The 15,347-nt window shown below is 42.5% G+C and carries 10 protein-coding genes; all 10 read right to left on the reverse strand.

Annotated features, from left to right (window positions below; genetic code table 11):
• On the reverse strand, positions 1-624 hold a 624-nt coding region (locus tag L4C35_RS18615; protein ID WP_428464301.1), incomplete at its 3' end, for a GAD-like domain-containing protein.
• Positions 624-5,000: a polymorphic toxin type 15 domain-containing protein gene (locus L4C35_RS18620; RefSeq protein WP_428464302.1), complete on the reverse strand. Its 4,377-nt coding sequence runs from the start codon at positions 4,998-5,000 to the stop codon at positions 624-626. The genes L4C35_RS18620 and L4C35_RS18615, both read right to left, overlap by 1 nt.
• Positions 5,000-5,950 (reverse strand): hypothetical protein, encoded by a 951-nt coding sequence (locus L4C35_RS18625; protein WP_428464303.1) that lies wholly within the window; start codon positions 5,948-5,950, stop codon positions 5,000-5,002. The genes L4C35_RS18620 and L4C35_RS18625 overlap by 1 nt, the downstream gene beginning before the upstream one ends.
• A gap of 110 nt (positions 5,951-6,060) precedes the next feature.
• The gene (tssI, locus tag L4C35_RS18630) at positions 6,061-7,911 is read right to left on the reverse strand and encodes a type VI secretion system tip protein TssI/VgrG (RefSeq protein ID WP_428464304.1); all 1,851 of its coding nucleotides are present in this window, start codon (positions 7,909-7,911) and stop codon (positions 6,061-6,063) included.
• A gap of 50 nt (positions 7,912-7,961) precedes the next feature.
• A complete protein-coding gene (locus tag L4C35_RS18635) occupies positions 7,962-8,444 on the reverse strand; it encodes an Hcp family type VI secretion system effector (RefSeq protein ID WP_428464305.1) in 483 nt (160 codons plus the stop codon).
• Positions 8,445-8,663: 219 nt separating this feature from the next.
• Complete coding sequence (tssH, locus tag L4C35_RS18640) at positions 8,664-11,240, reverse strand: type VI secretion system ATPase TssH (RefSeq protein WP_428464306.1); 2,577 nt, start codon at positions 11,238-11,240, stop codon at positions 8,664-8,666.
• A 19-nt stretch (positions 11,241-11,259) separates the two neighbouring features.
• Positions 11,260-12,231 carry a type VI secretion system baseplate subunit TssG gene (tssG, locus tag L4C35_RS18645; protein ID WP_428464307.1) on the reverse strand — a complete coding sequence of 324 codons (972 nt, stop codon included), beginning with the start codon at positions 12,229-12,231 and terminating at the stop codon, positions 11,260-11,262.
• The gene (gene tssF / locus L4C35_RS18650; RefSeq protein ID WP_428464308.1) at positions 12,228-14,057 is read right to left on the reverse strand and encodes a type VI secretion system baseplate subunit TssF; all 1,830 of its coding nucleotides are present in this window, start codon (positions 14,055-14,057) and stop codon (positions 12,228-12,230) included. Before tssF ends, tssG begins: the two co-directional genes overlap by 4 nt.
• A 1-nt stretch (position 14,058) precedes the next feature.
• Positions 14,059-14,526 carry a type VI secretion system baseplate subunit TssE gene (gene tssE, locus L4C35_RS18655; RefSeq protein WP_428464309.1) on the reverse strand — a complete coding sequence of 156 codons (468 nt, stop codon included), beginning with the start codon at positions 14,524-14,526 and terminating at the stop codon, positions 14,059-14,061.
• A 21-nt stretch (positions 14,527-14,547) separates the two neighbouring features.
• Entirely contained in the window at positions 14,548-15,336 is a 789-nt protein-coding gene (locus L4C35_RS18660) for a type VI secretion system accessory protein TagJ (protein WP_428464310.1), read from the reverse strand.
• Positions 15,337-15,347 lie beyond the last annotated feature (11 nt).

Consider the following 15,347-nt stretch of genomic DNA (forward strand, 5'->3'; position numbering starts at 1 on the left):
CTCTATTTGACCGAACTGCGCTAAAATAGAGAGATGTACAAAAATATTAACTTTGCTAAGGTTTGCTAGCTCACTTTCACCACCAACAATTAAACTGGGCGCAAAGCCAAACATTTCATCGCTACCTAGTGCGCCATGTTTTTTAATACAAGCATTAAATAAAGGCTTGCCTGACTCACTGGTTATGTCGTGGCAGTCTACGCGAGCAAAACCAAAAAATCTTTCAATGGCAATATGATGTTGCTTACGCGGCTTGCCATCCTTCTCAATGAGCCAACCTCGCCGAGTTGTTGTTTTATATTTGTAGCCTGTTTCTTCGCCCCATAAAAACAGATCACCAAAAGCATTACGCGCAATAACATGGTAAATGTCATTATCAGGTATGTCGGTGTGCTCTAGCCATTCATCTAGGGTATCTTCATAGTCTGCCGGATTAACTATCCAGAATAACCCCTGCTTAAAACCACAAAAACCATATGCTTGCCAATATTCAAGTAGCCTATCAGGTAATTTATCTTTAAATTTTGCTATTGTGGCTGGCGAGCAAGGGATACTGGTAAAAGGCTCGCCAAACTTTTCTAAAAAGTACTCGAAATCTTCATCAAGCTCAAAATTATTATTCATTATACTTTCCTTTGTTTACATCGAGTTAATTCAATGTTCATTTTTGTGTCAGCACCTGAATTAGCCATTGCCTGTTTAGCCGCTTTGTCTATATTACTGACACGACTCTCTTTTGCCCACTGCGAGCCCAAAGAAGAGTTCACATTTTTATTGCCTAATCGGCGAATTTTATCATCACCCCCTGCTATCATGTCTGGGTCGTGCAATGCGGCTAACTCTTTCAGTGTTTTTTCCGCTTTTTCTGCTGCTAGTTTTTCTGCTACTCGGGTAGACATCCCTTGGTTACGGTAACTTTCTGAGGCTGACTCTATTATTTTATCTATTAAGTCTTTTCTTGCGTCTACCTGAGCTGCACCGCCATTGGTGAGTATTTTTCGTGCTTTTTTATGCCCATACTCTTTGACTAATCCCGTCAAAGTTTCTCTGTTTTCTAAATATTTACCCACCGCCATCTTATTAATGCCGTCTTGCTGGTCTTTTAACTGTTTATAAAACTCTTTTTCTAGCTTTTTGGGGTTATTTTTAAAGCGTTTTTTCAGCGCCTTACCCGGCTTAAAACAAGGAGGGGTGTATTTTTTCATTACTTTAAGCGCTTTGGCTTTACTGGCTTTTTTTGCTGCATAAGCAGCTGTATTCCCCACACCATCTAGCTTTTTAACCGCCGGCGTTAAGGCTTTATCTGCCATTTTCCCCGGCACCAAAGATACAGCTAAAGCAGCGCTACCGGCTAATGTTGGGCCAGTCTTATACATTTCAGTTAAAATACGGGTTAAATCAGCAACTTCTTCGACCATCCACTCAACAGGCAATAATGTAACTGGCTTGATACTTTGATCACCAAATTGCTCCATGAGCCATGCTTGATGCTCTGCTGAGATCCCCTCCTTACAACTCAACCCCAATGGATCGACCCATTGCACGGGATTGGGCGCATAACGATAGTGATTTATTCCCCCCAATAAGCCAATCGGATCTTGGTGGATAAAGCGACCCGTGATCGGATCATAGTAACGAAAGCGGTTATAGTGCAGACCTGACTCGTCATCAAAATACTGCCCTTGGTAGCGCAGCGGATTTTTGATTTTTTCTATGGTGATATCAGCAAAGCCAAAGGTACGGTAATTGGCTTGCCATACCGTTTCTCCGCAACTATCGGTAATCGCCAGGGGTGTGCCTTGGTGATCGGTATGGAAGTAGTAGACTTCACCGTTGTCAATCAAAGCCAGTGGGGTGAAATCATTCGGTGCATAGATATACCAGCGGTACTGACCTTGCTGATATTCGCCAATGAGCTGATCACCATCCCACAGAAAATCAACCGTTTCTTGCTCGGTTACTTTACGGCTGCGACGCCCTTGCGCATCGTATTCATAAAAACTTGTTCGGCCTTGATGGTTAACTTGAACAAGTTGATTCAGCCCATTGAATTGGCGATGCTGGGTCGCACTCTGGGAACGCGAGAGGATCTGGTTACCGTAGCGATCATAATTAAACGCAGTATCCTTATGCGCCAATAGTCGATCTTGCTCGACCACACTTGATTCAGACACCGGATTACCAAAGCTATCAAACTGATAACGATGAATATCTAAGCCAACACGGTGTGATTGCAGTTGATTTAATGCATCAAAACTAAAGGCTTGTTCACCTAAGTGACGATCATGGATACGAGTAAGTTGACTGGCTTGGTCGTAAAAATAATGGCGGTCGTGGCTACTTTTTTTATCGCTTAATGGCGTATTCCATTGCTGATGAGACAAGCGGCCTTGTTCGTCATAGTGAGTATCCAGATTGAGCCCATTTCCTTGCTGGCGTTGGCACTCCCTGCCTTGATCATCACGCGATATATCGAGGATCATGTCACCATTTAGGACGATCTGACTCAGTTGCTGATTAGCGTCATACTGATAGGTGATATTTTGGTTATCCGCCAGTACTAACTGCTGACGTAACCCTTGGCGGTTAAAACCATATTGAAACTGATGATGATCTTGCCAAATAGCAACAGGATGCGAATGCAACAGCCACTCTTGACGTAATTTTCTTGTCGCTGTATTGGCATTAATGAGGCGATTAGCATCATCATAGTGGAACTGAATGCTGTCTCGTGTCCCGCTTGCAGACACGGCAAACATAGTCGTCACACGCCCAACAATATCTCGCTGTATACGAACATTTCTGTCGGCTTCTTGGAGTGCGATTAACTCTCCGTTCTCATCGTAGCGGTAGTGTTGATCGCGTCCATCAAAGCCGACTGTACGACTCAAACGTTCTTCTTCATCCCATTCAAGTTGGTAGCAACAGCCATCACCTCGTTTGATCCCGACTAAATTTCTTTCTGCATCATACTGATAGGCAATATGGCTACCATCAGCTTGAACAACCATTTCTGGTTGAGATAACCCGCCCCAGACAACACGCAATGTACGGCCAATAGGATCGGTAGAGCTGATAAGCCGACCCGCTTGATCATATTCATACGACTGAGTGACCGCAGGTTCATCAGAATCGGGATGGTATTGGCTCGTTTTGATGATATTGCCACTACCATCGCGTTGAAGGGCAATAACCTGTCCATCAGGATAGGCAATACCATTTATTTCACTGGCGTTATCATAGCTATAGCGTGTAAGGGCGTTATTCACTTTTACAGCATCAAGCAAGCCGTTCGCATTCCACCAATAGTGAAATAACTCACCGCTTGCCGAATGATGTTTAACCAAGCGACCTTGATGATCATAGTGATATTCATCTTCTCGCCCATCAGGGTGACAGGTAGCAAGAAGCAGCCCAAGGCTATTGAATCGATGGGATGTTACCAGCCCCAACGCGTTCTTTTGTTCGACACATTGCCCGAAGCGGTTATAACGAAAAGTGGTTAGCTCGCCATTAGGGGCTTCTAATTCGGCTAATAGCCCTTGGTGATTGTAGCGATAATGAGTAACACCACGATTCGGTGTTTCCTCGGCAACTTTCAGGCCTAGTGGATTATAACGATATTGCCAACGCGCACCTTTAGGGCTCACTTTCTCTATCAGTAAGCCTTGTTCGTTATGCCTATACTGCCACTGATGACCGCGGCTATCGGTACTCACAGTAACCTTGCTGAGTGCGTCATAATCAAACTGGTAGTGATAATTACCATTATCGCCAGATTGCGCGCGACATTTAGCATCGCAGCCTTGACCTAGCCATTCAAAGTAATGGCTAAATCCAGAAGCACGCGTTCGGCAAGTCAATAAATGATCATCGCGATATTGATAACGCTCAGTTTGTTGATGACGATTTGTTGCTGATACTTGATGGCCACTTTCATCATATTGATAAGAAGCGAGTACAACGATCGGATCATTTTTTGATACTTGAGGAACTTCAACTGAAATCAGATGGCCACTGCGATCATACCTAAGCACCAAAGCGAGATAGCCGTTAATATCAATGCCTGTCATTCTTCCAGCAATGGAATACTGAAAACCATATTGAACGGTTTGGCTTATGCGAAGCTTATCCATCCGCCAAGCGCCATAAAGCCAGCTAAAGCGCAGTTGGCGACCATCTTTCAAGCGCAATAAATGATAGTTCTCCGGATGGTGATACAAGCTAGCCCCTGCCCGCACCTGATAGCTAACAGCGCCGATCTCTACTGTATCAAAGTGAAGCGTACTGCCTTCATTATCCGTAAAGCACCACTGGTGAGTCGTTTCTTCCCCTGCCTTTACCGCTATTTTGGCAAGTTCGTATTGATATACGCTTCGCCAGCCAAAGCCCATACCGACATCGATATCACATTGCCCAGAACGATAAATACGCCCCCATTCCAGCGAGTGACCGCCAGTTATAGTCACATCCGTCAGTAAGAGAACTTCTTCACCCGTCACCATAGAAACAGGATCCCCACAAAACGCCGTTTCACTCAAAGGGACAGCCGGGATGTCGCTTCGAACGGCATCTTTCCCAACGCCCTCTGTAGGTTGGGAGACTTGGCCTGCTTTAGGAAGTGAGGTCTGATTTTCGACCGCTGGCACTATGGGTTGTTCTTCATGCGCGATAACAGGTTTTGTCTCTGGCATCCTTAAACAAGACAAACGTTTGTTCATTAACGCATGGCTTAGCACTTGAAAAATTTCTGTTTTATAAGCAGATGCTTCTAATCGAGCTCGTCGAGCTAATACAGGCTCCACTAACTCAGCAACAGACAATAAGTCTCGGCCATGAACACCATCATAGAGAGGCTCAAACATCTTCAATAACAAGTGAGCTGAAGAAGGGTAATCCAAAGTAACAGCATCAGGGTTATCTTGCTGCTGAGGATTGCTTACAAAATGATAGACGAGACCATCAATAGCCTTGAGTTTAATACCTACAATCAAACTCATTATGCTGCATCACTTATTTCGTTTTGCCAGCCAAATAATACTGCACTTTGGTACAAGCCATCAGAAAGATCCAATTGCAATATTGCTTGATCAGTTTCTAACTCACCATTTTGGTACAAGCTTTGAGTGTGCAGTAAATTAAAAATCCCCATTGTTGTACCCAAGTCTCCTACACGAATACCATTAAACAAGCATTTAAGTTCGCTACTTAATAAAGATGCAATACCTGGGAGTTGCTCAAGCCACTCATTAGCCATTTTCGTCGTGTTATTTAATGGAAGGTGGATAGCATCAATAGAGAGATCAGATTGCTTATTAAGCATATAAAATAAATTAGCGACACCCTGCCCTTTTTCGTTCACTTTCGCTTGTGCAGACTTTCCATGCCAATGAGTCACTAAGCCTTGTTCTGAAAATTCAACCTGAATGACAGCCATACTATCGCAGGCAGTGATATGCGATTCTTCATAATGGCTATCGCAAGCCTCCTGAGAAGTTGGACATAACTTATGATGGCTATCTACACCAACAATTAAAACTCGAGAGGTATTATTGCCTGAGAGTAGCTGTTCTATTTGTTTAATCGCAAGTAAGCTGGCCGCACGACCATAAGGATAAAAGAAGAGCTGTTTATGCTCAGAAAGCAAAGGAAGGGCTTTACAATAAGAATTAAAAAGTACCTTTGTATGCTCTTTTGAACTAAATGCTGGGGTTAAAAAAATAATAGGAAGTGATTGCCAATCTTCAGGAAAACAACCCGCACATGCCTTAAAGAGGTAAGTTAGCCGTGTTATATAATTTAGTGATAGGTCAGAAATAGTTAAATGCGCTCGCCCTGTATAAGAGTCTGACTCAACCCATTTTGGTACTATATTCTCACAGCCAAATAATTTCCCTTTATCTGATTCTGTACCAACTTTGAGCACTAATGGCGATAACAATAACGGCATAACAACCTAACCAACACTATGTATCAAATAAAACTAAGCCTTAGCACTAACGAACTTTATTTTGTTTTCTATCAGCTAAAGCCCCCTACTGTTTATTGCGTTGTAAACAGTTAATTGAGTGCAATTTGTCCTGCTTTTAAGGTAATTGCTTGCCCATTTATATTAATATTGGAGCCTTGAATACTGATATCACCACCACTCGACAAGGTAATAGATGCAGAGCCTGATTTGAGCGTTATCTCACTCCCCGCTTCTATAACAATTTGTTTTCCTGCTTTATTCGATTGGTTATTTTTCACATCAATAATATGATCATTCTTTACCGTTAATTGCTGATTATTTTCAACAACGAGCATTCGATCGTTTTTAACTACCAGCTGGTGATTGTTTTCGACCTGTTCAAGGTGATCATTTTCAACAGTGACGAAATGATCCTTCTCAGCATGAATCGCTAAATGCTCATTGTCTTTGGTATCATCAAACCGTATTTCACTGAAGTTCTTACCTTTGCCTTCCAATGATCGGGTTCGAATGCCATTAACAGCGCCGCGCGTATAGGGGGGGACTTGGCTGGCGTTATAAAGCGACCCACAAATGACAGGTTGCTCTGGATCGCCATTAACAAAATCAACAAGAACCTCTTGCCCTACTCGAGGCGTGAAGAAACTCCCCCACCCCGCTCCGGCCCATGCCTGAGCAACACGGATCCAACACGAACTATTCTCGTGATATTCACCTTCACGATCCCAATGGAATTTCACTTTAACGCGACCAAGTTCGTCCAGATAAACCTCTTCACCTTCCTTACCTGAAACAATCGCAGTTTGGACACCATGTATTCTTGGCTTAGTGATAATGTTATGCGGGCGGTAGGCAACGGTATCAGGCACACAACTAAACTGATTATGAATAACTTGCTGCGCTTCTTTCTGCGAGCCCATCTGAGAATGGATGGCAACATGCAGGTGTAGCTGAGTAATAACGTAACTCTTGCCTACTTGCACTGGATCTTCATGCTCTGAAAAAGTAAAGGTTTTACCGACAGTAAAAGAACGACAGTTGCTAGAACCATTGCACGACAAACTATCGCGCTGCAGTGCTTCAAGGATATTGCCACTACAAAAATCAACCCTTGGATTAAACCCTGACTCAGCCTGATACTGGTAAAGCTCACTTTCAGGAGGTGTTATCCCTGGCGTACATTGACTATGCATCGCAGAAGGGGGATTACTCGGACTTTCGACACTAAATCCAGAGACAGCACTTGATCCAACAGCCAGTTGTAATCCAGTGGTCCAATGGTGGATATGCGGTTCATTGTATGACCCCGTCATATGACTAACATTGGCTTCTTCACATTGTGTGTAGCTCTCTATGGAATCGGCTAACACCAGTTGATGTGAGTCTTCGCTATGCTCAAAAAAGAAAAATATCCCTTCATCTTGTAATAAGCGCAGTACAAAATCTAAATCCGTTTCATGGTACTGCACTTTATAGCCATAAATAGGGTATGACTTCGTTCTGTCATCCCTAAAAGCAATAGAGTGCCGACCCAAGACATCGCTGACAATTTCTTCAAGCGTTTTTTCTTGATAAATTTTGTAGTGATTTTTAAAACTGGCCAAGTAAAAATCAGGGCGAATCGTTAAAATATAATCTTGATATAACTTACCATCAGCGCTATCAGGAACACGGCTACCTACACAGTCTAGCTGTGCAACAATACCGTTGAAGTAGCGCGTGACAGCCTGCTTATCAACATTATATTTAAATTCTATCGTTACCTTAGATCCTATCAGTGAATCTCTATCAATTAATACCCCATTAGCAAATGCGTTAGCTTTTAATGAATATAATTCAGAAAAAGACTCGTTATAGTCAAAGCTTGTTAATATTAATGTATCTTCTCCAAGCAATGTGGATATTTTAATACTGTTTTTTTCTTGTGATGTTTTCTGCATATAAACTATTAACCATATTAACTATGGGGTGGTAAACCACCCCACAGATATTACATTGACTGACCTTTTGTGCCGCTGTATGCGTAACGTAAGGTGTCACCTTTCTTGTTCGTATCGTCTGATGGCATTACATTCATTTCCATTTCTGTATAAGAAATAGTAATAGTTTCAATTGGGCGATCATCTTGTACCGACACTGCATATGATGAAATCATTGCATCTGTAAGCGTGATATTCATAATGTCTTCGACACCATCTTTACCCTGCTTGGTCATGTGGAATACAGCGGGAACACCCATTCCAATTGTTGCTTCTTTAAATAGTGCAGTAGATGCAGAGTCTTGGAGCTTAGTGATCGTCATATCATATAAACGAGCAGAACTAGCTTCACGGTCTTGTGCAGTACCTGTAAATGAAGTGATTTCACGACCAACACTCCAATCAACAGAAAGAAGAGTAATCATATCTTTATAAGCTTCAGCTGTTGCTTCGCCTTTAATATCACCATATTTCAGGTAAGTATTCGCTTGCATGCAAATCTCCTATTAGCATTCATTTGTTTTTGCGTTAAATTAATCATGTTCGAATTAAAGTTACTACTATCCCTTTAATGATAGTAGTAACTATAAATAACCGATTAAGGTCAGGTAATTAAATTGACGGGTGGATAATTACATATATTGTAAATTGCGCAATTTCCATTTCCGCTTTTTTGAAAATGGTTCACAAAACCATATGATAAAGCATGTTATTTATTCTATATCTACGGTGAATTTATCATCTTCAATATTAAGAAGAATACTATCAATAGGGCTATTGATAGAAAGCCTATTTAATATAGCGGTTGATAATAGTGGCAATAATGCTTTCTGTATATTTTGCTGAATTATACGAGCACCTGCATTAGGTTCATGAGACAAATCAATTAAATATTTGATGACTTCATCAGTATATCTAAAACAAGCACCATAATTTTGTTCAAATCTTTTTACTAATCGATTTAACTGTAGCTTGGCAATTTCTTTTAATACATCGGATGTTAATGGAAAAAATGGAATCACATTCATTCGGCCAATAAAGGCTGGCTTGAATGCTTTCAACAGTTCATCTTGCAATGCTCCCGCTAACCCTTCCGGACTTGGCATCATCTCAGGATCTTCACAAAGTTGCATGATCAAGTCTGTGCCAATATTCGACGTCAAAATAATAATGGTATTTTTAAAATCGATATCTCGCCCTTCGCCATCTTTAATCGTGCCTTTATCAAACACTTGATAAAAAATATCTTGGACACCTGGGTGGGCTTTTTCTATTTCATCAAGCAGAACCACACTATAAGGTTTCCGTCTCACGGCCTCTGTAAGCACGCCACCTTCACCAAATCCGACATAACCCGGAGGAGAACCCAATAACAATGAAACTTTGTGTTCTTCTTTATATTCAGACATGTTGATTGTGGTGATATGCGCTTCACTGCCATAAATCTGCTCAGCAAGGGCCAACGCGGACTCAGTTTTACCAACACCGCTAGGGCCAGCCAACAAAAAGACCCCATTGGGCTTATTTTCATCATTGAGGTTAGCGCGTGAAATTTTCACTACCTCAGCAAGGTGATTAAGCGCATGATCTTGCCCGATAACACGTTGTTTTAATTGCTGTTCAAGCGACAATATTTGTTCGATCTCATCGGACTGCATACGACCAACAGGTATTCCCGTCCAATCAGCGACCACTTCAGCAATTAAGTGTTCATCAACCTCAAAAAACACCATAGGCTCATCATTAACCGCTAAAGACTGCTTAATCTCAACTAACTCGTCATGGGTCTGTACTTGTTCATTGCCTTCAAGCAGTGCGTCCATCAATGTACGTGCTTGTTCTACTTGTGATTTTTCATGCTGCCAATGATTTCGATAAACATGCAGCTCTGTTTCTTTTTCATCATACAGTCGCTTAAGCTCAGCGACGTGAGCATGGTGCGATGACCCAGTTATTTGTTCTTTTTCCAACTGGTTAATTTCAACCAACTTTTGCTCAAGCGCTTTTTGTAATCGCTCGACTTTGGCCGGCATGGTTGCTTGACTCATCGCGACACGAGCGCAAGCTGTATCCAATAAACCCACCGCTTTGTCGGGTAGTTGTCTACCACTGATATAGCGATTCGACAATTTAACCGCCGCTTGCAAGGCGTGATCAGTAATATTGACCCCGTGATGTTTCTCCATAACAGGTAATAAACCGCGCAACATAACGACAGCTAACTCTTCAGTTGGCTCTTCAACCTTCACAACTTGAAAACGGCGAGCAAGAGCTGCATCTTTTTCAAAGTACTTTTTATATTCGGCCCAAGTCGTTGCCGCAATGGTACGCAATTCACCACGGGCAAGGGCGGGTTTTAAGATATTAGCGGCATCACTTTGCCCTGCTTGCCCCCCACTTCCAACCATAGCATGTGCTTCATCAATAAAAATAATGATCGGCACTGGTGAAGATTTCACTTCTTGAATAACAGATTTCAGCCTGTTCTCAAATTCACCTTTCATCCCCGCACCGGCTTGAAGCAAAGCAAGATCAAGTGAACGGATGATCACACCTTTTAAGCTATCAGGCACATCTTCCGCAGCGATGCGTAACGCCAAGCCTTCTACAACAGCGGTTTTGCCAACGCCCGCTTCGCCCGTCAATATCGGATTATTTTGACGGCGGCGTGATAAAATATCGATCATCTGACGAATTTCATTATCTCGCCCCACAATAGGATCAATCTCGCCACATCGAGCTTGTTCGGTAAGATCAATGGTAAATTGTTCAAGTGCAGGCTGCGAGGTCGACGAACTGACAGACGCTGTTGCGCTGGTTATGTTTTTATTTAATTCTGGCCAAACGTGCAATAACTTAGTTGGGTCTATTTTTGTAATTTCGTCACTGTATAAGCTAACAAAAGACGACAACCCCTCATCTGATGAGAGTGCATAGAATAGATGGACAATACCAAGGCTGTCATCGCCAAATTCAATCGTTGCAGCAAGCCACGCTTGTCGAAGTAAACTGACGGTATGGATGGCTAACCCAGGCGCATCTTCACACCCCGTTTGCAGGCGCTCAAGTCTGACTAACAAGTCATTTTTTAGCTTTGCATCATCAATATCAAAAAATTGGCTGATGGCTTGATAGTCACTTGATTTTGAATCCAAAATACAGCACAACCAGTGCAATACTTCTACGCTTGCATGAGTTCGAGAATTGGCTAATGCGGCACTTGATTCTAGTGTCCTTTTTGCGTCAGGTGTGAGTTTTTCCACTAACGACTTCAATGTCATTGTCGACATAAATTACCTTTGGCTAATACTAGTTAATTGAAATTTTTACAGACTCTGCTGCAAGCAAAGATGGCATCCCAAGCATGGCACTCAATCCTAGTTGGGTTTCATTCCCAAGAGAGGCTTGTGGCAAATCGACGTAATGTGTTTGTACTTCCCAATCAACCTGCGTGGATTGAGGTACAAAGTGCCGAGCGAGATGATTAAGGCGTGTCATTAAGTCACTTTTTTGAATGAGTCGGCGTGTTAACTGCGCCTCATTTACATGAAGAATAATTCGAATAGCCGCATTCACATTCCACACCTGTTTTCCTAAAACCGTCGTTTGTCCTAATTGAGCATGAAGTCCTTCAGGTTCGGCACGTGAACAAAGCGCTGTTTGTTCGTTCGCTTGTAACGGGATCCAGCGGCCAACAAATTCATCAATATCTACATCACATTTCAAGGTTTGGGAGAGGATCGCTTTCAAAGATGCGGCATTTCGTACCGTTTTCGCCAGCAAGCCCCCCCAGTAAATATCGTTATCCTCGCTAGCACCTGTGAGGGAATAAAGAGCTTGATGAATATCTGTTGGTTGGCCCCATAGGTAGCGTTGGTGATGAACCGCGTACTGGTACTTTTCCCAAGCTCGGTAATACAACGAAATCAGTCGGTGATTAAATAAATCCAGAAAGTCTCTTAGCGCATAATCTTTATGTTTCATGCGTTGCAAAATCAATTCCGTATAATGATGAGGAAGCACGCCTGAAACGCCGGTAAGGCCAAAAGAGCTCACTTCTAGTGTTAGATGCTTATCCACCTTATTTGGCCGAATAGAAACTTCGTTTGCTGCAAATCCAAGATGTTGTGACGCAACAAACCGTATCGTTTCATCATCAATAAAGGCATCAGTTCCTAACTCAAAGTGGCCGTTTGAGCGGATATAATGGCAATATAAAGCATACACAACCTCATACAGGTCTTGGCCTTGAAACTTTGTAAGATCAAAATCATTGCTCACAGCAACACCTTCCCACCCGCCGTTGCAGGCCACTCATGAAATGCTTGCTCTTGGCCTTGTAACCATACCCGTAAACGCGTAAAGCTATTAACCGCAGCATATTGTGCAAAAAAATGTGCGAGTACATTACTGAACAAAAAGATCATGGGTTCTTGTACATCACTGATAGAAAAAGTAAGGTCAATATCAGAGCCATGACAAAACCCCACACGGCCATTTTGATTCACTCGCGCAGTGGCCGGTGTCACTTTTAATCCCACAATGGCGTCGATCAATACTTTGGTTTGGGGAGAGGCTTTAAAATCATATAGCCTTAATGTTTCTTTCAATGTTGCTAGGCTATTGCCCTCGGTAAAGCTATTTAGCGTCAATAGTTTAGCTAACTGCCAACGAGTACTATCGTGTAACCGAGGTCGAATAGGTTCTGTGGGGGGAAATAGGCAACGCACCCGCTCAAACACATCACCTTGCTGTGTTAAAAATACTTTAGGTTGACCACCGCCAAATGGTAAGCGGGAGGCTAAATTTCGATTACTACACAGCGTCTCTATTTTTAAACTCCATCGATCCTTTTCATCTGGGTCTAAGTGTTTTGAATAGCGATCGACAATAGAAATAAAGGTTTCACGTCCGGGTTCATCAAAGCCTCCCGCCCAGTTCACATCTTCTCGACGAATACTCCAATACAGCTCACTATCAGACAGGTAGTTCGGGTGTTCACCACCATAAAATGGCATCACTTCAACTTCAGTGTTATGCCAATTGTATGCGGTGACACGTTCAACACTGATCACTTCATTGGCTTCAGATTGGTTATACGACGGTACTATCGGGTATTCATGGCTCACGTGATCGAGCGCTATCGGTTCAACCTGCTTTTCAAACAAATTGATAACGGGTATACAGCCTAGCAATACGTTCTCTTTTGCTAGTTGCTTCACCATAAGATCCGATGGCTCATCAAAGTAAATGTAGACTTCAGCCTCGTCATCATCACCAAACCAAGTTGATTCAAGCTCGACCAAATCAATAAATAAAAACTTCTCTGGCAATAAGAAATATTCGACCAAGAGTCGATAACCAGAAAAACTCTGCTGACGATATGGAATCACAGCCTGCTGCTCTTCAAACCCTGCCGCTTTAATATGCTTTGCACTGATGTACTTTACATTTTGAGGATGCGCTTTCGGAACAATCGCGATGCCAACAGCGTAACGTAACAGATACAAATAAAGCTGATGGCTGATATGTGGTAAGCCACCTAAGTGCAGCCTTAATGATGAAAAATCATAATGACTTAAACGGTGTTCGCCATCCGTCCCCGTTAGCTGTAATTTAAGTACCGAACGAGCGGCTCGGTTAAAATGAGGTTCAGGTGCATGAAACGGAGCATTCTCAAAGCTAACTTGGCTTAAATCAAAAGGCCATAATTGCGTAGAGGAACAGGTTTGAAAATGACAGCGCTTGAAATGATCTGCCACCAGCTCGACGGGCTCACCTTTGCCCACCGTAAAGCCAACACTCACGTTATCTTTCGCCGACATTTGAATCACACTCATTGACGGGATCGTCGCGTGATAATCAGGATAAAGTTGGCCGATAAGTGCTTCGGTTAATTGTGGGTAACTATCATCTAAATTACGCCTAATTTGCGCTGTTAATAACGCAAAACCTTCCATCATTCGTGACGCGTGCGGATCTTCAATCTGACTATCACTTAAGCGTAAACGCCCTGCAATTTTAGGGTGCTTTTCCGCATATTCCGCGCCCATTTTCCGCATATAGGCCAGTTCGCGGTTATAATATTTCAGCAAATCATCACTCATCTCATGACTCCTCAACCTTGATCCCTAAGCTCACAGGCTCAACCTCAGAATCAAAAACAAGCTCTTCTTGTTCAGTCCCAACGCGAAATATCGCCTGAATACGCAATCGTAAAACACGATCTTCAGGTGCGCCTTCCTCTAAAACAGAAACAAAAACAGCATCAAATCTAGGTTCAAACCGAGTGATCGTATCTTCAACAATTCGACACAAATAGCTACGGCCATCACTACCACTAAAAGGTATTGATGAGAAATCAGGTAAGCCATAATTCATGACTGAAGTGTCTAGCTCAGTTAAACGCTTAGGCCAAGTCAGCCAAGAGCGACGCGAGTTCAATAACAGTTCGATATCACGCCGAACGCTATTTTTAAGCGCTTGTAAACTATAAGCAATGGGCTGCTCAGTGGCAGTTTCTGGGGCTTCATCGATTAGATTATCTAACAGTGATGGTTTTAACGGCACATGCATGATTGCGTATCTCAAAAAACATTAAGCGACTTTTTCCATGAGTTCACACTGAGCGAGAGGAAGCGCGCTATCACCAACCAGCCACATTTTTTGTCCTTGCCCAACCACAACAGACGTACCCGAAAGCTCAACCCAATCGGTCTCACGGGCTAATTTTTGCGCATCCGTGGTACTATCGACATACGTCATCGGAATGAAAGCATCACCGCTTGGTCCATCATTCACTTCAATGCTAACTTTGCGCCAAATATGTTCAACTAGGGAAGTCACTGGCATAAATTGCAGGCGTTCAACCTCAGCAAAAGGCACTAAATAATACTGACCATCGGTACCAAAGAGCTCAATGTAACCAGCTAAGCTATCGTCTAAATCACGGCAATCCTCGACGTTTTTCTGATTAATAACAGAACCAGATTGAGTTCGATTGGATTCTAACTGCACAGCAAACTGCTGAATTTCAGCCTGCTTCTTTTGGCATCGAGCAATATTTAATGCAACTAAACATTCAAACTCTTGCGCGTCACCTTTTAATAATTGAGCGGTGGCATTACCCGAGAAAAAGTCAACTCTTGCTTGTGCAGCATGAATAAGCTGACGTAAATTGTTTCCTCCAATTAAAAACTCTGGATATTGTTTTATTAACAGAGAAAGTTGTTGATCAGCACGCTCTAGCTGTCCATCGACACATAACAGCTCAATAAAGTTACTGCGTAAATCACTGTCTTTGGGTTGCGCTTTCAGCCTATCCATATAATCACAAAGAATATCTTTGATACTTTCCTGCTGTAAGCGAATATTTAAACTTTCCATAACATTATCCA

Origin of the sequence: Photobacterium kagoshimensis, assembly GCF_050337045.1 — a bacterium.
Lineage (GTDB): Bacteria > Pseudomonadota > Gammaproteobacteria > Enterobacterales > Vibrionaceae > Photobacterium > Photobacterium kagoshimensis.

What these genes read in the sequence shown, in the direction of transcription:
- L4C35_RS18620 (WP_428464302.1), bottom strand. Translation starts at nt 5,000, where the DNA reads ATGAGTTTGATTGTAGGTATTAAACTCAAGGCTATTGATGGTCTCGTC.
- L4C35_RS18660 (WP_428464310.1), bottom strand. Translation starts at nt 15,336, where the DNA reads ATGGAAAGTTTAAATATTCGCTTACAGCAGGAAAGTATCAAAGATATT.
- L4C35_RS18635 (WP_428464305.1), bottom strand. Translation starts at nt 8,444, where the DNA reads ATGCAAGCGAATACTTACCTGAAATATGGTGATATTAAAGGCGAAGCA.
- tssI (WP_428464304.1), bottom strand. Translation starts at nt 7,911, where the DNA reads ATGCAGAAAACATCACAAGAAAAAAACAGTATTAAAATATCCACATTG.
- L4C35_RS18625 (WP_428464303.1), bottom strand. Translation starts at nt 5,950, where the DNA reads ATGCCGTTATTGTTATCGCCATTAGTGCTCAAAGTTGGTACAGAATCA.
- tssE (WP_428464309.1), bottom strand. Translation starts at nt 14,526, where the DNA reads ATGCATGTGCCGTTAAAACCATCACTGTTAGATAATCTAATCGATGAA.
- tssF (WP_428464308.1), bottom strand. Translation starts at nt 14,057, where the DNA reads ATGAGTGATGATTTGCTGAAATATTATAACCGCGAACTGGCCTATATG.
- tssH (WP_428464306.1), bottom strand. Translation starts at nt 11,240, where the DNA reads ATGTCGACAATGACATTGAAGTCGTTAGTGGAAAAACTCACACCTGAC.